At 62.0% G+C, this 17696-nt stretch carries 20 protein-coding genes; 12 read left to right on the forward strand and 8 right to left on the reverse strand.

All coding sequences use genetic code 11. The features are described 5' to 3' along the window. Nucleotides 1-7: 7 nt before the first annotated feature. The 3 genes from ACFOGH_RS06920 to ACFOGH_RS06930 all read right to left on the reverse strand — a co-directional run bounded on the left by ACFOGH_RS06920 (nucleotide 8) and on the right by ACFOGH_RS06930 (nucleotide 3340). On the reverse strand, nucleotides 8-1087 hold the full coding sequence (locus ACFOGH_RS06920) for a UDP-N-acetylglucosamine--N-acetylmuramyl-(pentapeptide) pyrophosphoryl-undecaprenol N-acetylglucosamine transferase (protein ID WP_380072337.1): 1080 nt from the start codon (nucleotides 1085-1087) through the stop codon (nucleotides 8-10). Continuing rightward, nucleotides 1087-2250: a peptidoglycan glycosyltransferase FtsW gene (locus tag ACFOGH_RS06925; RefSeq protein ID WP_380072338.1), complete on the reverse strand. Its 1164-nt coding sequence runs from the start codon at nucleotides 2248-2250 to the stop codon at nucleotides 1087-1089. Before ACFOGH_RS06925 ends, ACFOGH_RS06920 begins: the two co-directional genes overlap by 1 nt. 172 nt (nucleotides 2251-2422) lie before the next feature. Further along, complete coding sequence (locus ACFOGH_RS06930; RefSeq protein ID WP_380072339.1) at nucleotides 2423-3340, reverse strand: fatty acid desaturase; 918 nt, start codon at nucleotides 3338-3340, stop codon at nucleotides 2423-2425. Between the two features lie 107 nt (nucleotides 3341-3447). Between ACFOGH_RS06930 and ACFOGH_RS06935 the strand changes: the two genes are divergently transcribed. Next, nucleotides 3448-4308 carry a helix-turn-helix domain-containing protein gene (locus tag ACFOGH_RS06935; protein ID WP_380072340.1) on the forward strand — a complete coding sequence of 287 codons (861 nt, stop codon included), beginning with the start codon at nucleotides 3448-3450 and terminating at the stop codon, nucleotides 4306-4308. On the opposite strand, the gene ACFOGH_RS06940 is transcribed toward ACFOGH_RS06935, so the two are convergent. From ACFOGH_RS06940 to ACFOGH_RS06950, 3 genes are read right to left on the reverse strand one after another with little or no spacing between them, the layout of a single operon-like run. Continuing rightward, entirely contained in the window at nucleotides 4302-4793 is a 492-nt protein-coding gene (locus tag ACFOGH_RS06940; RefSeq protein WP_380072341.1) for a lipocalin family protein, read from the reverse strand. The genes ACFOGH_RS06935 and ACFOGH_RS06940 overlap by 7 nt on opposite strands. Continuing rightward, complete coding sequence (locus ACFOGH_RS06945) at nucleotides 4781-5314, reverse strand: hypothetical protein (protein WP_380072342.1); 534 nt, start codon at nucleotides 5312-5314, stop codon at nucleotides 4781-4783. The genes ACFOGH_RS06940 and ACFOGH_RS06945 overlap by 13 nt, the downstream gene beginning before the upstream one ends. 12 nt (nucleotides 5315-5326) lie before the next feature. Continuing rightward, complete coding sequence (locus tag ACFOGH_RS06950; protein WP_380072343.1) at nucleotides 5327-6370, reverse strand: aldo/keto reductase; 1044 nt, start codon at nucleotides 6368-6370, stop codon at nucleotides 5327-5329. Nucleotides 6371-6520: 150 nt separating this feature from the next. Between ACFOGH_RS06950 and ACFOGH_RS06955 the strand changes: the two genes are divergently transcribed. The 3 genes from ACFOGH_RS06955 to metG all read left to right on the forward strand — a co-directional run bounded on the left by ACFOGH_RS06955 (nucleotide 6521) and on the right by metG (nucleotide 9420). Further along, the gene (locus ACFOGH_RS06955; protein WP_380072344.1) at nucleotides 6521-7081 is read left to right on the forward strand and encodes a YceI family protein; all 561 of its coding nucleotides are present in this window, start codon (nucleotides 6521-6523) and stop codon (nucleotides 7079-7081) included. A gap of 16 nt (nucleotides 7082-7097) precedes the next feature. Then, the gene (locus tag ACFOGH_RS06960) at nucleotides 7098-7637 is read left to right on the forward strand and encodes a cytochrome b (RefSeq protein ID WP_380072345.1); all 540 of its coding nucleotides are present in this window, start codon (nucleotides 7098-7100) and stop codon (nucleotides 7635-7637) included. Between the two features lie 64 nt (nucleotides 7638-7701). Continuing rightward, nucleotides 7702-9420, forward strand: coding sequence for a methionine--tRNA ligase (gene metG, locus ACFOGH_RS06965; RefSeq protein WP_380072346.1), 1719 nt, complete (start codon nucleotides 7702-7704; stop codon nucleotides 9418-9420). Between the two features lie 113 nt (nucleotides 9421-9533). Here metG and ACFOGH_RS06970 read toward each other — a convergent pair whose 3' ends face one another. Next, nucleotides 9534-10316 carry a sulfite exporter TauE/SafE family protein gene (locus ACFOGH_RS06970; RefSeq protein ID WP_380072347.1) on the reverse strand — a complete coding sequence of 261 codons (783 nt, stop codon included), beginning with the start codon at nucleotides 10314-10316 and terminating at the stop codon, nucleotides 9534-9536. Nucleotides 10317-10501: 185 nt separating this feature from the next. Here ACFOGH_RS06970 and ACFOGH_RS06975 point away from each other — a divergent pair, with 185 nt between their 5' ends. The 4 genes from ACFOGH_RS06975 to ACFOGH_RS06990 all read left to right on the forward strand — a co-directional run bounded on the left by ACFOGH_RS06975 (nucleotide 10502) and on the right by ACFOGH_RS06990 (nucleotide 13958). Further along, a complete protein-coding gene (locus tag ACFOGH_RS06975) occupies nucleotides 10502-11509 on the forward strand; it encodes a GlxA family transcriptional regulator (RefSeq protein WP_380072348.1) in 1008 nt (335 codons plus the stop codon). A gap of 207 nt (nucleotides 11510-11716) precedes the next feature. Next, nucleotides 11717-13027, forward strand: coding sequence for a histidinol dehydrogenase (hisD, locus tag ACFOGH_RS06980; RefSeq protein ID WP_380072349.1), 1311 nt, complete (start codon nucleotides 11717-11719; stop codon nucleotides 13025-13027). Next, nucleotides 13024-13503, forward strand: a complete 480-nt coding sequence (locus tag ACFOGH_RS06985; RefSeq protein ID WP_380072350.1) for a UPF0262 family protein — start codon at nucleotides 13024-13026, stop codon at nucleotides 13501-13503. The genes hisD and ACFOGH_RS06985 overlap by 4 nt, the downstream gene beginning before the upstream one ends. Beyond that, a complete protein-coding gene (locus tag ACFOGH_RS06990; protein ID WP_380072351.1) occupies nucleotides 13503-13958 on the forward strand; it encodes an arsenate-mycothiol transferase ArsC in 456 nt (151 codons plus the stop codon). The genes ACFOGH_RS06985 and ACFOGH_RS06990 overlap by 1 nt, the downstream gene beginning before the upstream one ends. 119 nt (nucleotides 13959-14077) lie before the next feature. Here ACFOGH_RS06990 and ACFOGH_RS06995 read toward each other — a convergent pair whose 3' ends face one another. Continuing rightward, nucleotides 14078-14440: a winged helix-turn-helix transcriptional regulator gene (locus ACFOGH_RS06995; protein WP_380072352.1), complete on the reverse strand. Its 363-nt coding sequence runs from the start codon at nucleotides 14438-14440 to the stop codon at nucleotides 14078-14080. Between the two features lie 102 nt (nucleotides 14441-14542). On the opposite strand from ACFOGH_RS06995, the gene ACFOGH_RS07000 reads away from it, so the two are divergent. The 4 genes from ACFOGH_RS07000 to ACFOGH_RS07015 all read left to right on the forward strand — a co-directional run bounded on the left by ACFOGH_RS07000 (nucleotide 14543) and on the right by ACFOGH_RS07015 (nucleotide 17584). After that, a complete protein-coding gene (locus ACFOGH_RS07000) occupies nucleotides 14543-15379 on the forward strand; it encodes an SDR family oxidoreductase (protein ID WP_380072353.1) in 837 nt (278 codons plus the stop codon). Between the two features lie 118 nt (nucleotides 15380-15497). Then, complete coding sequence (locus ACFOGH_RS07005; protein WP_380072354.1) at nucleotides 15498-15905, forward strand: ketosteroid isomerase-related protein; 408 nt, start codon at nucleotides 15498-15500, stop codon at nucleotides 15903-15905. Next, nucleotides 15902-16498, forward strand: coding sequence for a GNAT family N-acetyltransferase (locus ACFOGH_RS07010; protein WP_380072355.1), 597 nt, complete (start codon nucleotides 15902-15904; stop codon nucleotides 16496-16498). Before ACFOGH_RS07005 ends, ACFOGH_RS07010 begins: the two co-directional genes overlap by 4 nt. Before the next feature lie 201 nt (nucleotides 16499-16699). After that, a complete protein-coding gene (locus ACFOGH_RS07015) occupies nucleotides 16700-17584 on the forward strand; it encodes a carbon-nitrogen hydrolase family protein (RefSeq protein WP_380072356.1) in 885 nt (294 codons plus the stop codon). Nucleotides 17585-17696: the final 112 nt, after the last annotated feature.

Genomic DNA, 17696 nt, shown 5'->3' on the forward strand with positions numbered 1-17696 from the left:
TAGTCCCCTAATCCGCCAAAGCCTCAACCAGCGCCACCAGACGCGTCGTCGCATCCGGCCGCCCCTGCGCTTGCGCTTTGCGCGCCATATCTTCTGCCCGTGCCGGATTGTCCAGAATGGCCGCAATCTCGGCGGCGAGCGACGCGGGGCTCAGCCCCAGCTCCGGCATCAACACCGCAGCCCCGGCATCAACCAACCCGCGCGCATTGGCGGTCTGGTGATCACCCGTCGCTGCCGCAAACGGCACCAGAATCGCGGGCCGCCCGATCACCGAAATATCTGCCACCGATGATGCGCCCGAGCGGGAAATCACCAGCTGCGCCTCGGACAAACGACGCGGAATGTCGGTAAAGAACGGCTCCACCTCGGCCCGAATACCCGCTTCAGCATAGGCCTGCACCACCGCCGCCAAATCCTCGGCCCGCGCCTGATGTGCCACCCGCAGATGGCCGCGCAGGGCCTCGGGTAGCGCCGCAATTGCCGCAGGCACAACCTGCGACAACACCCGCGCGCCCTGAGAACCGCCGATCACCAGCAATTCCATCGGGTAATCGCCGGGCGCAATATAGCCCGCCCCCGCCCGCTCTAACACCGAAGCCCGCACCGGATTGCCGGTATGCTCGCCCGTCACACCCGCAGGCAAAGCGGTGGGCCAGGTGCCGCAAGCGACCTTGTCCACCCGGCCCGCGAACACCGAATTCACCTTGCCCAAAACGCCGTTCTGCTCGTGAATCATCCGCGGCCTGCGCAGCACCCAAGCTGCCGTCAACGCCGGAATAGAAGGATAGCCACCAAAGCCGACCACCACATCAGGCTTGTCGCGCAAGCTCGAGATCAGCGCGCCCAATACCCCGCCCGCAATCCGAAACGGCACCGCCAGCTTCGCCAGCACGCCACCCCGCGCGAAGGTCGCCGAGGATAACTCGACAATCTCCACCGCCTTCGGAAAGCCCCCGGCATAGCGCGCTCCCCGCGCATCGGTCGAAAGCTTCACCCGCCAGCCCTTTGCGATCATCGCCTCGGCCAAGGCCTGCGCCGGAAACATATGCCCGCCCGTCCCGCCTGCTGCGATCAGTAACAGCGGCATCAACGCCCCCGCCGGAAAATATCGGCCATTTCCCCTTGCGGACGCGAGCGTGTCATCGCAAGCAACATCCCTACCGTGATCCCAGCCGCGATCACCGAAGACCCGCCATAAGACACAAACGGCAAGGTCATGCCCTTCGCAGGCAGCAAGCGCACCGCCACGCCCATATTGATCATCGCCTGCACGCCAAAGATGCACGCAAGCCCTGTGCCTGCCAGCCGCGTGAACGGATCACGCTCGCGCGTCAACCGGATCAGGCTGCGCACCACCACCGTCGCGTAAAGCGCGATGATCACCAGCACCAGAACCAGACCATATTCTTCGGCCGCCACCGCGATGATGAAGTCGGTATGCGCATCAGGCAGCGTCCACTTCACCTGCCCCTCGCCCACGCCGACGCCAAAGAAACCGCCCTCTTGAATGGCGCTGGTGGCATAGCCCATCTGGCTGCGCGGATCGACGTCCGAGTTCAGGAAGCCGTCAATCCGGCGCGCGAAGTGTTCCGACGAATGATAGGCCGCAAAACCTCCCACGCCCGTCAACCCCATCACCGTGACGATCAAAATCATCGGCGCGCCTGATACGAAATAGATCACGCCCCAACCGAACAGCACCAGCATGGCTTGGCCGAAATCCGGCTGAAACGCCAGAAACAGCACCACCGTCACCGTCAGCGCAAACGAGATAAACTTGCCAGGCGGGCCGTTCAGATCCTGGCTCGATGCCGTCAACCAGGCGATTACCACCATGAAACCGGGCTTGAGAAACTCGGATGGCTGCACCGAGGCAAAGCCAAAGCTGAACCAACGGATCGCGCCCTTGCCGAAATCGGTGCCGAAAATCGGCAACATCATCAGCGAGAAAAACGACAGCGCAAAGCCCAACACCCCCAACCGCCGCACCATCGCAGGCGACATCATCGACACGCCGAAAATCGCAGCCAGCGCCATGCCGCCGAAAAACGCCTGTCGGGTGACGTAATAGTAGGGATCAAGCCCGTTGCGTTCCGCCAAGGGCACCGAGGCCGCAAGCCCCAGCAGCAGCCCGATGGCGAACAACACCAGCACCGCCGTCAGCGACCATTTGTCAATCGTCCGCCACCAGCGGGGAATCACCGGTTCTGATACCCGTGAGGGCATCGAGCCATAGACCATCTCAGTCATGGAAAATCCGCCTGTCTTGCCGTCTGCTCTGCCAAAAACCGGGTCGCCCCGATTGCGCCGGGTTCGCCCGGTCTAAGCACAAGACTAGCCAAATCGAATCACAAAGGCCAGCAGAAACAGGCGGTGGCGAATCACTTCTATGGCGATTCTCGGCCGATCACAGACCGCGCCGTCAGAGATTGTCCCGCCCGCCCTCGCCCTGCCGCACCGGCCAGATCGGATGCGGCACCGGATCTTTCGCGCGCCACAGATATTGCCGGATGATCTGGCCGTAGTTGCGATAGACATAAGCCTCGTTGCGCCGCAGATAATGCTCGCGCCGACTGGCATACAAACCGGGCAGCTCATACCAAGGCACAGCGGGGTGCATATGATGCACCACGTGGAAATTGTTGTTCAAAAACAGATAGCTTAGAGGGCCGCGGTCTTCGATGATCACGGTGCGCGCCCGAAACGCCTCATGCGCGCGGTGTTCCAGATAAGTGCGGATCTTCAACAGCGCCGTGCCCAGATAGACCGCCAAAAGGTAGGCCCAAACCGGCATCCCCACCCACTCCAGCCACAGCACCAAAGGCACCAGCCCAATCAGATGCAGCCCCCAAGCCTGCTGCACCCGGCCATCGCCCCGGCGCAGCAAAATCCATTCATCGCGCAAGAAGATATAGGTGCCCAGCGCGGGCCCCAACACGATGCGCCCCGCCAAGGTATTGTTCCAGCGCAGCAATCTTTGCATCACTGGTGAAGTGCGCGCCCAAACCTCGGGGTCAAGATAGTTCGACTCTGGGTCGTCATAGGGGTCGGTCAGCGACGGGTCGAAGTGATGCTGCAGATGCGTGTCCTTGAAGCGCATATAGGGCACAAACGGCATCAGGGCAGGAAAGACCAAAGCTTCATTCAGCCATTGCGCGCGGAACGGGTGGCCGTGCAGCACCTCGTGCTGCAGCGATGAATACTGTGCCACCGCAATGCCAGTCAGAACCACCGAAAGCGTGGCCGTATCGGCCCAAAGCCAACCACCCACCGCAAAAACCGTGTAAGTTGCCACCAGCATCGCCACTGTCGGCCATTCGACTCCACGTCCTTGCGGCATATCTTTCCTCGTCAAAGGGTTATGGCGGCAAGCTACCACTTGCCAATAGGTCCAGGAACTCAGAGGATATGCAACATAACATCACCGTTGCAGATAAAACAAAACACATGACGGATTTTATCGACAAACGCCTGCGCGCACCGCTGTTTCGCACCCGCTTGGCCGAGGCGATGGCACAGCGCGGCATCAGCCAAGCGGCGCTGGCCCGCGCCACAGGTGCCGACCGCTCGACGGTTTCGGCGCTGTTGGCACCGGGTATCCGGCTGCCCAACGCGCAACTGACCGCCGATTGCGCCACAGCGCTGGGTGTGTCCTGCGATTGGTTGCTGGGCCTGACCGACCGACCCGAACCTGTCGATGAACTGCTGGCACGGTCCGTCACGCTTTCGGAAGCACCGCGCGCGTTGTTCGATCAGGAATTGATCGGCTGGCACCGGGCGGCTGCGGGTTACAAGATCCGCCATGTCCCCGCCAGCCTGCCCGACATGCTCAAGACGCCCGAGGTGGTGGCCTGGGAATATGCCGATGATTTGGCGCATGACGCCGATCAGGCACTGGCAGCGTTTCAAGATCAGTTGGCATGGATGAAATCGGCGCATTCCGACTATGAAATCGCCATGCCATTGCATGAAATCTCAAACTTTGCCAAAGGCTTGGGCTATTGGTCGGGCCTGTCATTCGTCGCGCGCCACGCCCAGATGGATCAACTGATAACCCTATGCGACACGCTTTACCCCGCGCTACGGCTTTATCTGTTTGACGCCCATCAGGTCTATTCCAGCCCGGTCACGGTGTTTGGCCCGCATTTGGCGGCGGTCTATCTTGGCCATCAGTATATCGTGTTCCGCGACCCCGATCGGGTGCAGGCGATCCTGCAACATTTTGATGGTCTGGTGCGCGCCGCGCCCTTTGGCGCGCGCGGCGTGCGTGATCATCTGGCGCGGTTGCAGCGCAGCATGGATCAATAAACCACCAACCGCCGCACATCATAGCCGTTCCACTCCAGCACATCGCGGGCCGCCTTCAGCCGATCCGGCGGGAAAGCGCCCCGGTTCAGGATAAAGCCCAGCCGTCCGTTCGGGCTGCCCACAACCAGCGTGCGATAGTCGCCGTCCGCCCACAAGATCCACCACGGCCCGGGCTGCCCCGGCACGGTAAAGCGCCCGACGGTATCAGACGCCATCGGTCCCGCCCCCGCCATCTCAACCCCCGACTCGCAGAGCCGATAGCGGATGTTCAGCCCGCCCGCGCCCTTGGAAATCTCGGCCCCGCCCGGCTTGCAGGCCTCACCGCCAAAGGCCGCGACCTGTTGCCAAGTGCCGACCAGCCGGTTTTGGTCCATCACCGCATTGGAATAGATCGGCGCATCCGGCGCACGGTAGCGGCCCACGGCCACAGTTTTCGGGGCCGTGGCACAGGCCGCCAATAGCAAAAGCGCAATCAGTCGATACAAAGTGTCACCATCGCGCCATTATCCTGCAAAATCTCATTACATCCGAACAGGGGCGAGATCGGCGCGCAAGTATTTGATCGCGCGAGACAATCGCCTTCGCAATCGCTTTTCTTGCGGCAGGATTTCCCGGCATCACGCAGGGTGCGGATGCAAGTCATCCCGCCCGCCTTGCCGGCAACCGACCATTGCCCGCCGGATTTCTGACAAGCCAGTTCTTCCGGCCCAAGCACCCGCGCCGGTTTTTCAGGCTCGGGCGCCGGTGCTAGTGCTGGTGCTGGTGCAGGATCAGCCACGGGCTTATCGGCCAATGGTTTCGCGATGTCGGACGCTGGGTTTTCCGCCGCAGGCTTGGCCTCGCCGGCGGGCGCCACCGTGGCAGGCTTGTCCAGTGACGTCACCGCAATCGGATCGCCGGTAATCGGATTGGCCGTATCCGCAGGTTTGGCCAGTTTGCCGCCCCCCAGAGTGCAGCCCGCCAGAACCAAAGCCAGAACCAAAGCCAGAACCAGAACATACCGCATCGCGCCCGCCCCTCAGTATGGCATCGGATGCGCGCGGTGGGCGGCATCAATTTCAGCCAGAACTTCGGCGTCCAGCACCAGATCTGCGGCACCAAGCGCGGTTTGCAACTGATCAAGATTGGTCGCCCCAATGATCGGAATGCAGGGAAACGGCCGCGTCATGCAGAAAGCAATCGCCATCTGCGCCGGGTTCAACCCATGTCGCGCGGCGATGCCCAGATAGGCCGCCACCGCCGGAAACACCTGCGGCGTGATCCGCCCTGACAGCGTCGGGTTCAGCGCGCGGCGCGTGGCTTCGGGGATCACATCGCCCGCATATTTGCCAGTCAGCAAGCCCGTCGCCAGTGGCGAGAACGCAAGCAACGGCATATCTTCCAACGCCGAAAGCTCGGCCCAGTCACTGTCAAACTGCCGACACAGCAGCGAATATTCGTTCTGCACCGTCGCCATGCGCGGCAATCCATGCTGATCGGCCAAGGCAAGCCAGCGTCCTGCCCCCCAGACCGATTCATTGGAAAGTGCAATATGGCGTATCTTGCCTTCGGCAATCAATTCGGCAGAAACGCGAAGTATATCAAGCATATGTGCTTCGATATTGGCCTTGCGCCCGCCGCTGGGGTCAAAGTGCCAAATGTCGCGAAAGTGATAGGCGGCGCGGTTGGGCCAGTGCAGTTGATAAAGGTCGATATAATCCGTTTGCATCCTGCGCAGAGAATCCTCCACCGCCGCCCGCATCACCGCCCCTGTCAGCGGCGCTCCACCGCGCACGGCGTCCTGCCCCTCACCCGTGACCTTGGTGGCCAGCACAAGCTGATCACGCCCGCCCCGTGCAGCAAGCCATGTGCCGATGATCTCCTCAGTCCGCCCCACCGTCTCGGCGCGCACCGGATTGACCGGATACATCTCGGCGGTGTCCCAGAAATTCACGCCCTGCGCGCGCGCCATATCCATCTGGGCATGGCCCTCGGCCTCTGAATTCTGGCTGCCCCAGGTCATCGTGCCCAAGCTTATCGCCGAGACCGAAAACCCGGTCTGCCCCAATCGCACCTGCCGCATCGCGCCCTCCTGTTTTGCCCAGACTAGGCGGCGCGCCCGGACAAGGAAAGCCCCCGCGGCCAAGCGGTTCAGACTGAAGTCCAGTCTCACACGAATGTGCACGGTTTCGCACACTTTGGTGTTACACTGCGGCAGGATAAGGAGATTTCCATGCGCCGTCTGCTGATGCTGCTGACCCTTTGCGCCGGGCCCGTCTGGGCTGCTCCCTCAAACTATACCTTGCAACCCGAAGCGTCGGTTGTGGGGTTTGAGACCGATTTCGGCAGCGACAAGATCAGCGGCCAGATGCCGATCACCCGCGCCGATCTGACGCTGGATTTCAACGATGTCAGCGCCAGTCATGTCTCAGTCACGCTGGACGCCGCCCATGCCGACGCCTCGTTTCCCTTTGCAGCACAGGCGATGAAAGGGCCGAAAGTGCTGGATTCCAAGGACTTCCCGCAGATCAGCTTTGAAAGCTCATCCGTCAAAGCCAAAGGCGACGGGGCCGAGGTTGCGGGCAATGTCACCATTCGCGGCGTCACCAAGCCGATGGTGATGCAGGCGATGATCTGGCGGCAGAAGGGCACCGAGGCGGGCGATCTCAGCCATCTGACGATCCGGCTGACCGGGGCCGTCAACCGTTCCGATTTCGGCGCGGTGGGTTGGTCGGATATGGTCGGCGATCAGGTGCGGCTGGATATTCTCGCCCGTATCGCGCGGGCCGAATAGACCAAGGGCGGCAAAGATGTGGCGCAACACCCCCACCCGCTTTGGCCTGACCACACGGCTGCTGCATTGGCTGATGGCGGCGCTGATCCTCACCCTGCTGGTGCTTGGCACGGTGCTGGTGCGCATACAGCCCGATCTTTCAACGCTTTGGCTCTATGGCCTGCACAAAACGCTGGGGCTCTGCGCGCTTACGCTCGCGCTGATCCGGCTGATCTGGCACCGCATCAGCCCGACCCCCGCCCCCATCGGCCCGCCAAACCAATGGGCCAACCGCGCCGCCCGCGCCGTGCATGTCGCGCTTTACCTGCTGATGCTGGCCATCCCCCTGTCAGGCTGGATCGCCAGTTCTGCCACTGGCCTTGATGTGGTGATCTTTGGCCAGATCACCCTGCCCGCTATCACGCACACCTCGGAATCCCTTGAAAACGCAGGCTTTGCCATCCACGGCATCCTGACCAAACTGCTGATGGCGCTGTTGCTGGCTCATATCGCCGGGGCCAGCTTACGCGGCCTGAAACACGACGGCACGCTGCGCCGCATCACAAAAGGCTCATAATCCGCGTCTAGCCCTTGCCTGCGCCATACGTTAAACGAAGCGCAACGGACGGAAAGGGCACAGCTTGGCACGGATTCTGATCACCTCGGCCATTCCTTATATCAATGGCATCAAACACCTCGGCAATCTGGTCGGCAGCCAACTGCCCGCCGATCTGTTCGCGCGCTACAACCGCGCCCGCGGGCATGAGGTGATGTTCATCTGCGCCACCGACGAACACGGCACCCCCGCCGAACTCGCCGCCGCCAAGGCGGGCAAGCCCGTCGCCGAATATTGCGCCGAAATGCACAAGGTTCAGGCCGAGATCGCGCAGGGCTTCCGGTTGTCGTTCGATCACTTTGGCCGCTCGTCCAGCCAGCGCAACCACGCGCTGACCCAGCATTTTGCGGGGAAACTGGCCGATGCTGGCCTGATCCGCGAGGTCGAGGAACAGCAGGTCTATTCGATCGACGACCACCGCTTTCTGCCCGACCGCTATATCGAAGGCACCTGCCCGAACTGTGGCTACGAATCCGCGCGCGGCGATCAATGCGACAACTGCACCAAGCAGTTGGATCCGACCGATCTGATCAACCCGCGCTCGACGATTTCCGGCTCGACCAATCTGGAAGTGCGCAGCACCAAGCACCTGTATCTGCGCCAACGCTCTTTGCGCGACAAGCTCGAGGCTTGGATCGACAGCAAGAAAGACTGGCCGATCCTGACCACTTCGATTGCGAAGAAATGGCTGAACGATGGCGACGGCTTGCAAGATCGCGGCATCACCCGCGATCTGCACTGGGGCATCCCGGTGAAAAAGGGCGATCAGATCTGGCCCGGCATGGAAGGCAAAGTCTTCTACGTCTGGTTCGACGCCCCCATCGAATACATCGCCTGCACCGCCGAATGGGCCGATGCGCAAGGCTTGGGCGATGAGGCGTGGCAGCGCTGGTGGCGAACCGATATGGGCGCGCACGACGTGACCTATTATCAGTTCATGGGCAAAGACAACGTGCCCTTCCATACGCTTTCCTTCCCCGCGACCATTCTGGGTTCGGGCGAGCCGTGGAAGCTGGTCGATTACCTCAAGTCGTTCAATTACCTGAATTATGATGGCGGCCAGTTCAGCACCTCGCGCGGGCGCGGTGTGTTCATGGATCAGGCTTTGTCGATCCTGCCGTCGGATTACTGGCGCTGGTGGCTGCTGTCGCACGCCCCGGAATCGGCGGACAGCGAGTTTACGTGGGAGAATTTCCAAGTATCGGTGAACAAGGATCTCGCCGATGTCCTGGGCAATTTCGTCTCTCGCGTCACCAAATTCTGCGTGTCGAAGTTTGGCAACGAAGTGCCCAGCGCCGGCAGCTTTGGCGAGCAGGAAGAGCGTCTGATCGAAGAACTCTCCACCCGCATCAAGGATTACGCCGCCTGCATGGCCGCGATGGAGGTGCGCAAGGCCAGCGCCGAGTTGCGCGCAATCTGGGTGATCGGCAACGAATATCTGCAATCGGCGGCCCCTTGGTCGGTGGTCAAAACCGACCCCGAGCGCGCGCAAGCCATGATCCGCCTCAGCCTGAACCTGATCCGGGTCTATGCGATCCTGTCGGCCCCGTTCATCCCCGACGCGGCAGCCGCGATGATGACGGCGATGGGCTCGGATGATTGGACATGGCCGGATGATGTGGCGGCCGCGATGGCGACCCTGCCCGCAGGCCACGCCTTCACCGTGCCGGAAAACCTGTTCCGCAAGATCACCGACGAAGAGCGCGCCGACTGGCAACAACGCTTCGCCGGCATCCGCACCTGAAACCACGCCGCCCCGGACTTGATCCGGGGCCTCCGGTCAGACCTTGGGCCCCCGGATCAGGTCCGGGGCGGCGGGGCGTCTATGAATCACGGTCAGGATTTTATTTCAGCCCGTTAGCTGAAAATCAGCTTCAAACTGACCAGCACCAGCACCACCGCCAAAAACACCCGCAGCGCCTTTTCCGGCAGACGCGGGGCCAGACTGCTGCCCAGCGCAATGCCCGGGATCGAGCCGATCAGCAGCGAGATCAACATGGCAAAATCGACATCGCCAAACCACCAATGCCCAAGCCCCGAAATCAGCGTCAGCGGCACCGCATGGGCAATGTCAGACCCGACAATCCGCAGCACGGGCAGGCGCGGATAGATGATCAACAGCGCCGTCACCCCAATCGCCCCCGCCCCCACCGAAGTCGTGGTGACAAGCGCGCCCAGCACCACCCCGGTCACAATGGTTTGCGCCGCGACGCGGGTTTCATTGGTGCTGGCAAATCGGCTGAAAAACTCGACAATCTGGTTGCGAAACAACAAGGTGGCCGAGGTCGCGAGCAACACCACCCCCAGCATCACCGCCAAAAGCCCGCCCTTGCTGGCGTGCAGATCGTAATGGTGCATCACCGCGAATGTGACAAAGGTCGCCGGAACCGAACCCATGGCCAAGCGCCGCACGATCCGCCAATCCACCGATTTGGCCTTGTTGTGAATCGCAGCCCCCACCGATTTGGTGGCCGCCGCATAGAGCAGATCGGTGCCCACCGCCGTCGCCGGATGCACACCAAACAACAGCACCAGCAGCGGCGTCATCAGCGATCCGCCGCCAACCCCGGTAAAGCCCACGATCATGCCGACCACGAGCCCCGACAGCGAATAGAGAAGATTTATATCCGCAAATGCCATTTCAGAGAATCTCCCCACTGCATGCGCCTTGTTTGGCAGGAAATTGGCATTCGTCAACGAAACTTTTAATCTCTATAGATTTTACCGAGATTATGTGCTTCGACCACCTCCACCACAATCAGCCGGCACCATAATCAGATGCGTTCGCCCACCAGCTCTGCTAGGATCACTGTAAAGGAGACGCGATGAACGACATTGCCAAATTCGTCGCCAAAGGCTCGGCGCATGTGACACTGCCCGCCGGGCTGGAGCCGCTGGATGTGGCCTTCGTGCTGCTGCCGAAATTCACCATGCTGGCATTTTCATCCGCCATTGAGCCGCTGCGGATGGCCAACCAACTGGCGCAGCAGGTGCTGTTCCGCTGGCAGGTTCTGTCAGAGGATGGCGCGCCTGTGGCTTGCTCGAACGGCGTGCCAGTGATGGTCGATGGCGCATGGGCCACCGCCAAGCCCGAAGGTCTGGTGCTGGTCTGCTCTGGCGTGGAACCCGAGGGCAAGGCCTCGGCCGCTTTGGGCGACTGGCTGCGCAGCCTGTGGCGGCGCGGCCGCGTGGTGGGCGGGCTGTGCACCGGGGCCTATGCGCTGGCACAGGCAGGCATTCTGAAGGGCCACCGCTTTACCATGCATTGGGACAATATCGACGCCTTCGCCGAAAACCACCCAGATCTGCAACCCGCCCGCCAGGTGTTCTGCATCGACGACCGGGTGATGACCTGCGCAGGCGGTGTCGCCGCCGCCGATCTGATGCTGAAACTGATCAACGACCGCTTCGGCGCCACCTTGGGCCAAGAGGTGATGAACATGTGCCTCTTGACACAGCGCAGGCAGGAAGAAGATCTGCAAACCACCTCACTCGCCGCCCGCCTTGGCACCCGGCATGACAAATTGCTGCAAGCCGCCGCCTTCATGGAGGCGCATATCGAGGAAGACTTCGACCTTGATGCCTGCGCCGAACACCTGTCGCTGTCGCGCCGCCAGATCGAGCGGCTGTTCAACCGCTATCTCAACATCACCCCCGTCCGCTACATGAATGATCTGCGGCTGGCGCGCGGGCGGTCATTGCTGGCGGAAACCGATATGAAGGTGACAGAGGTCGCGGTGGCCTGCGGCTATGCCTCGACCTCGCATTTCTCGAAAAGCTTCCGCAAGAAATACGGCACCTCGCCCTATCGGTTTTCGCATTTCGGCGGCTAATGCTGCCATCTTGCGCGCCACAACAAAAGCTTCAGCGCTACCGCGCTGATGCCTCCGGCGGGAGTATTTTTGCCAAGATGAAGCCAACCCCGCGCTTCATCTTGGCAGAAATACTCTGGGGTGAGCGCGCATGCGCGAGGGGCAACGCCCCTGTTGCGGCAAGGCCAGCCAACCGCTATGCAAGCGCAGCAATTCCCGGAGCCCGCCATGCCCAGCTTTTTGTCCACCCGTGACGCCGATTTCGAGGCCCGCTTCACCACCCTTCTGGGCATGAAGCGCGAGGAAGCCGAGGATGTCGACACCGCCGTCGCCGCGATCATCGCCGATGTGCGCAGCCGTGGCGATCAGGCGGTGCTGGATCTGACAGCCAAGTTCGACCGCCTGACGCTGACGGCAGACAGACTGGCCTTTACCGCTGCGGAAATCGAGGCCGAATGCGCCAAGGTCTCCCCCGAAGACCGCGCCGCACTCGAACTCGCAGCCGAGCGCATCCGTGCCTACCACACCCGTCAGATGCCGCAGGATGAAAGCTGGACCGATGGCGCAGGCGCCACACTCGGCTGGCGCTGGACGCCGGTATCGGCAGCGGGGCTTTATGTGCCGGGCGGCACCGCGTCTTACCCGTCCTCGGTGCTGATGAACGCCATCCCCGCCAAGGTCGCTGGCGTGCAGCGTCTGGTGATCACCTGCCCGACGCCCGACGGCGTGGTCAACCCCCTGGTGCTGTTAGCTGCGCGCATCGCAGGCGTTGATACGATCTACCGCATCGGCGGCGCACAAGCGGTGGCAGCCCTTGCCTATGGCACCGAAACCATTGCGCCGGTTGATAAAATCACCGGGCCGGGCAATGCCTATGTGGCGGCAGCCAAACGCCGGGTGTTTGGCCGCGTCGGAATCGACATGATCGCAGGGCCTTCGGAAATTCTGGTGATCGCCGATCGCGACAACGATCCCGACTGGATCGCACTTGATCTGCTCAGCCAGGCCGAGCATGACGCCTCGGCGCAGTCCATCCTGATCACCGATGATGCGCGCTTCGGTGAAGCAGTGGCGGTGGCGGTGGAAAAACGTCTCGCCACCCTGCAACGCCGCGACATCGCGGGCGCGTCGTGGCGCGACAACGGCGCGGTGATCATCACCCGCAATCTGGCCGAAGCCGCAGCGCTTTCCAACCGTGTCGCCCCAGAACATCTAGAACTCTGCACCGCCGACCCCGAGGGCCTGTCGCGCCAGATCACCCATGCCGGCGCGATCTTCCTTGGGGCATGGACACCGGAAGCGATTGGCGATTACGTTGGCGGGCCGAACCATGTGTTGCCCACCGCGCGCTCGGCACGGTTTTCTTCGGGATTGAGTGTGATGGATTTTGTCAAGCGGACCACTTTGGCCAAAATGACCCCGGCAGCGCTGGCGCAGATCGGCCCTGCGGCTGAACGGCTGGCGATCTCGGAAAGCCTGCAAGCGCATGGCCTTTCGGTGCGCGCGCGGCTGGATCGTCTGAACGGGGGGGCCGCATGAGCAACCGCATCTGTGCCATTGATATCGACGAAAAAGGTCTTGCCCGCGTCACCCCGACCATCGAGCAGGAACGCAACGTCGCGATCTTTGATCTGCTCGAGGATAATTCCTTTGCCTTGCCGCAGCGCGAGGGCCGCGCTGCGGTGCCGGGGCCGTATCGTCTGGGCCTCGCGATCCGCGAGGGGCGGCTGGTGTTCGACATTGCCAGCGAAGCCTCGGAAAAGCTGGGCGAATTTCATCTTTCGCTGGGGCCTTTCCGGCAGGTGGTGAAGGATTACTTCCAGATTTGCGAGTCGTATTTTGACGCGGTGAAACGGCTGCCGCCCAGCCAGATCGAGGCCATCGACATGGCCCGTCGCGGCATCCACAACGAAGGCGCGCGGGTGTTGCAGGAACGGCTGGAAGGCAAGGCTGCGGTGGACATCGACACAGCGCGGCGTCTGTTCACCCTGATCTGCGTCTTGCATTGGGGTTGATGATGGCATTTCCGCAAGCCGTGCTGTTCTGCTGCGATCACAATGCCGTCCGCTCGCCAATGGCCGAGGCGATGATGAAAAAGTTCTACGGCCAGCGCGCCTATGTGCAATCGGCGGGCGTGAAGAATGATATGGAGATTGACGGCTTCTCCATTGCCGTCTGCGCCGAACTGGGCATCGAGTTGTCGCGCCACCGCGCCCGCTCGTTTGATGAAATGCAAGGCTTGGGCGATGATCTGGGCCAGTTCGATCTGATCATCGCGCTGTCCTCAGCCAGCCAGCACGCAGCGCTTGATCTGACGAAATCCTATCACCTCGAGGTCGAATATTGGCCAATCATCGACCCCACCGCCTTGGGCGAAGGCCGCGACGCCAAGCTGTCCGCCTACCGCCAAGCCCGTGATCAGATCAAAACCCGGATGCTCGACCGCTTCGGCCCGCCCACCGAGGGGTAAACCCTTCAAATTTACCTAAAATTGTCATCCTCTCTGCTCAAATATCCAACGCGGGTGCGAAGAAGTTTGCTCCGAAGGAGCGAAGAAACTTCGGAGCGGGGGGTGTGAAACCCCCAATTCTACGCCTCAACCCGCGCCGCCAGAATCTGATCGAGATTAGCCTCAATCCACCCGGTCAAAGCCGCCACCCGCGCCGCGGCCTCTACGCCAAGCCCTGTCAGCGAATACTCGACATGCGGCGGCACCACCGGATGCGCCACCCGCCGCACCAGCCCATCCCCTTCAAGCACCTGCAAGGTTTGCGCCAGCATCCGCTCTGACACGCCACCAACCCTCCGCCGCAGCGCCGAAAACCGCAGCGTGCCGTCCTGCAAGGCCAGCATCACCAACACCCCCCACTGGCTTGTCAAATGCTTCAACACCGCCCGCGACGGACATTCCGCCGCCAGCACATTCGGCGGAAACCCGATCTCTGCGTTCATCCTGCGCCCCTTGCGGCAAAAATCTGATACTAACAAAAATGTATGTACTTCCCTTTCGTAAGTAAAGGCGTATCTCTGCACCATCAACCAACGGAGAACACCATGACCATCGCCATCACCGGCGCCTCGGGCGCCCTCGGCCAACTGGCTCTTGCCGCCCTGAAAGCCCGCGCGCCGCAGGCCGATGTGGTCGCCCTCGTGCGCGATCCGGCCAAGATCAACGGCACCCCGGCCCGCGCCTTTGACTACACCAAGCCCGCAACCCTGGCCCCCGCACTGCAAGGCGTGGATATGCTGGTGCTGATTTCGTCCAACGATTTCAACGACCGCGCCGGACAACACCGCGCCGTGATCGACGCGGCCCGCAGCGCTGGCGTCAAGCGGATCATCTACACCTCGGTCCTGAAGGGCGATGCCTCGCCGATGATCCTGGCGCAGGATCACATCGCGACTGAGGCCGCCCTGAAAGCCTCGGGCATCCCCGCCACCATCCTGCGCAACGGCTGGTATACCGAGAATTACACCGGCAGCCTGAAAGCCTCGGTCGAACATGGCGCGCTGATTGGTGCCTCGGGCACAGGCCTTATCGCATCCGCCGCCCGTGCCGATTACGCCGAAGCCATCGCGGTGACGGCGCTGGACGACGCCCATGCGGGCAAGGTCTATGAACTGGCGGGCGATATCCCGCACAGCATGGCCGACTTTGCCGCAGAGGTCTCGAAGCAAACTGGCAAAGCCATCCCCTACAACAACCTGCCGAAAGACACCTACGCGGGCATCCTGCAAAGCTTTGGTCTGCCCGAAGCCTTCGCGGCCGTTCTTGCCGACAGCGACGATACCGCATCGCGCGGGTCGCTGCTGGATGAAAGCCGCACCCTGTCCAAGCTGATCGGTCGCCCCACCACGCCGATCGCCGACACGATCAAGGCGGCGCTCTGAAATCGCCTGCGACAGCGCCCCCAGCGCTGTCGCAAACCGCCCGCAACCTGCCGATCCCGGTCTGGACCATGCCGCCCCCGCGTGCCACCATGCAGCCCAAATTCTGCATGAGGCTCGCATGACCAATACCGCCCGCTCCACCGTCGCCGCCTATTACGCCGCCTTCAATGCCGAAAATCCGGCAGGCATGTTGGCCTGCGTCACCGATGACATCGAACACCGCGTCAACGAGGGCGGCATCCGCCGCGGCACCGCCAAATTTGCCGAATTCTGCGCCCACATGGGCGTGTCCTACCGCGAGCAGTTGCGCGACATCGAGATTTTCGTCAACGACACCGGCACCCGTGCCGCCGCCGAATTTGTGGTGCATGGTGAATATCTGAAAACCGATCCCGGCCTGCCCGAGGCGCATGGCCAAACATACATCCTGCCCGCCGGATCGTTCTTTGATCTGAAAGATGGCAAGATCAGCCGCATCACCACCTTCTACAATCTTAACGACTGGATCGCTCAGGTCTCGAAATGAATCCATCCGAGGTTGAAGTCCGCGCCCTGACCGGCCCCGCGCTGGAAGCTGCCCTTGATGGCGTCGCCGCCCTGCGCATCGCGGTTTTTCGTGACTGGCCATATCTTTACGACGGAAACCTCGAGTATGAGCGCGCCTATCTCAAAACCTACCGCGACAATCCCGGCGCGCTGCTGGTTGGCGCGTTTCATCAGGGCCGCTTGGTCGGCGCCTCAACCTCGACCCTGATGGAGGATCACGCCGAGGCGTTTTCCGCCCCCTTCCGCGCGCTGAACATCCCCCTCAGCAATATCCTCTACGGCGCCGAATCCGTGCTGCTGCCGGAATATCGCGGCATCGGTCTGGGCCACCGCTTCATTGACCTGCGCGAGGATCACGCCCGCGCCCATCACCGCGCCTATGTCGCGTTCTGCTCGGTCAAACGCCCCGAAAACCACCCCGCCAAGCCCGCCCATGCCCGCAGCAACGATGCCTTCTGGCAGGGTCGCGGCTATCAACCGCTGCCCGGTGTGCTGGCAGAATTTTCGTGGAAAGATCTGGGCGACACTGAGGAAACCGTAAAGCCCCTGCAATTCTGGATGCGCAAGCTCTAACGGACGCTTCCCACTTGCCCGATTTGTCCCGTGACAAATCTCGGCTTGTGGCTCAACGCCCCTTGCGCAACGGCTTTCAGCCTTATGCGCAACGAACCGACAAACTCTGCCCCGCAGAGTTTGTTTTCGGTTCGGTCCAGTCTTTCAACCGCAGCACATCCTGCCATAATGCGCAAAGCCCTCACACCCCAAGGCCCCCACATGATCCTCGCAGCCGCCGCCTACCCGCTCTCCAACCTCGTCGATTTCGCGGAGTATGCCAACAAGCTGACCATCTGGGTCGAAGATGCCGTGGCACTGGGCGCGCAGCTTCTGGTGTTCCCGGAATACGGCAGCATGGAGCTGGCCTCCCTTGCCCCGCGCGCAGTCTCCGAAGATCTGGAAGCCGCGCTGCACGAGGTCGCCCGCCACGGCCCTGCGGTCGATGCCCTGCTCTGCCAACTCGCGGCCCGGCACAATATCTATATCCTCGGCGCGTCAGCCCCCTATTTCGGCAACCAACGCCCCACCAACCGCGCCACCTTCTACGGCCCCCAAGGCATCATCGGCCATCAAGACAAACAGATGATGACCCGTTTTGAGCGTGAAACTTGGGACGTGGTCGCAGGCAACCCCTTGCAACTGTTCGACACGCCATTGGGCAAGATCGGCGTGCTGATCTGCTATGACAGCGAGTTTCCCCTGCTCGCCCGCAGCCTGATCGAGGCGGGCGCGCAGATCATCCTCGTGCCCTCCTGCACCGACACCCTCGCCGGATACACCCGCGTCAAGGTCGGCGCGATGGCCCGCGCGCTGGAGGGCCAATGCGTCGTCGTCCACGCGCCCACCGTTGGCCTGTGCGATTTCTGCCCCGCCGTCGATGAAAACGTCGGTGCTGCCGCCATCTATGGCCCGCCCGACAAAGGCTTCCCCGAGACCGGAATTTTGGCCGAAACCGCGCTGAACCAACCCGGCTGGGCGATTGCCGAAATCGAGCTTTCCGCCGTTGAAACCGTTCGCGCGACAGGTTCGGTGTTCAATCACCAACACTGGCCCGAACAAGCCGACCGCGCCGCGCAAACCGTCGCAATCGTGAAACAGCTCTGAACACGGCTGACGATCCTTCCAAGTTTCCAGAAGTAGCCCCCATGTCCATGGCCCACCAACGGTCATCCTCTGCGCAAAAACTTCAGGTCCAGCGCCAACCCGGTGCATGAAA

This window comes from Cypionkella sinensis, assembly GCF_042646385.1.
In the GTDB taxonomy this organism is placed as follows: domain Bacteria; phylum Pseudomonadota; class Alphaproteobacteria; order Rhodobacterales; family Rhodobacteraceae; genus Cypionkella; species Cypionkella sinensis.

Bases quoted from the DNA above. Each gene is read 5' to 3' on its own strand.
- ACFOGH_RS06950 (WP_380072343.1), bottom strand. From the start codon at position 6,370: ATGCGGCAGGTGCGATTGGGGCAGACCGGGTTTTCGGTCTCGGCGATA.
- ACFOGH_RS07015 (WP_380072356.1), top strand. From the start codon at position 16,700: ATGATCCTCGCAGCCGCCGCCTACCCGCTCTCCAACCTCGTCGATTTC.
- ACFOGH_RS06975 (WP_380072348.1), top strand. From the start codon at position 10,502: ATGAACGACATTGCCAAATTCGTCGCCAAAGGCTCGGCGCATGTGACA.
- ACFOGH_RS06985 (WP_380072350.1), top strand. From the start codon at position 13,024: ATGAGCAACCGCATCTGTGCCATTGATATCGACGAAAAAGGTCTTGCC.
- ACFOGH_RS06970 (WP_380072347.1), bottom strand. From the start codon at position 10,316: ATGGCATTTGCGGATATAAATCTTCTCTATTCGCTGTCGGGGCTCGTG.
- hisD (WP_380072349.1), top strand. From the start codon at position 11,717: ATGCCCAGCTTTTTGTCCACCCGTGACGCCGATTTCGAGGCCCGCTTC.
- ACFOGH_RS06995 (WP_380072352.1), bottom strand. From the start codon at position 14,440: ATGAACGCAGAGATCGGGTTTCCGCCGAATGTGCTGGCGGCGGAATGT.
- ACFOGH_RS06960 (WP_380072345.1), top strand. From the start codon at position 7,098: ATGTGGCGCAACACCCCCACCCGCTTTGGCCTGACCACACGGCTGCTG.
- ACFOGH_RS06920 (WP_380072337.1), bottom strand. From the start codon at position 1,087: ATGCCGCTGTTACTGATCGCAGCAGGCGGGACGGGCGGGCATATGTTT.
- ACFOGH_RS06935 (WP_380072340.1), top strand. From the start codon at position 3,448: ATGACGGATTTTATCGACAAACGCCTGCGCGCACCGCTGTTTCGCACC.
- ACFOGH_RS06955 (WP_380072344.1), top strand. From the start codon at position 6,521: ATGCGCCGTCTGCTGATGCTGCTGACCCTTTGCGCCGGGCCCGTCTGG.
- ACFOGH_RS06945 (WP_380072342.1), bottom strand. From the start codon at position 5,314: ATGCGGTATGTTCTGGTTCTGGCTTTGGTTCTGGCTTTGGTTCTGGCG.
- ACFOGH_RS07010 (WP_380072355.1), top strand. From the start codon at position 15,902: ATGAATCCATCCGAGGTTGAAGTCCGCGCCCTGACCGGCCCCGCGCTG.
- ACFOGH_RS06930 (WP_380072339.1), bottom strand. From the start codon at position 3,340: ATGCCGCAAGGACGTGGAGTCGAATGGCCGACAGTGGCGATGCTGGTG.
- ACFOGH_RS06925 (WP_380072338.1), bottom strand. From the start codon at position 2,250: ATGACTGAGATGGTCTATGGCTCGATGCCCTCACGGGTATCAGAACCG.
- ACFOGH_RS07005 (WP_380072354.1), top strand. From the start codon at position 15,498: ATGACCAATACCGCCCGCTCCACCGTCGCCGCCTATTACGCCGCCTTC.
- ACFOGH_RS06990 (WP_380072351.1), top strand. From the start codon at position 13,503: ATGATGGCATTTCCGCAAGCCGTGCTGTTCTGCTGCGATCACAATGCC.
- ACFOGH_RS07000 (WP_380072353.1), top strand. From the start codon at position 14,543: ATGACCATCGCCATCACCGGCGCCTCGGGCGCCCTCGGCCAACTGGCT.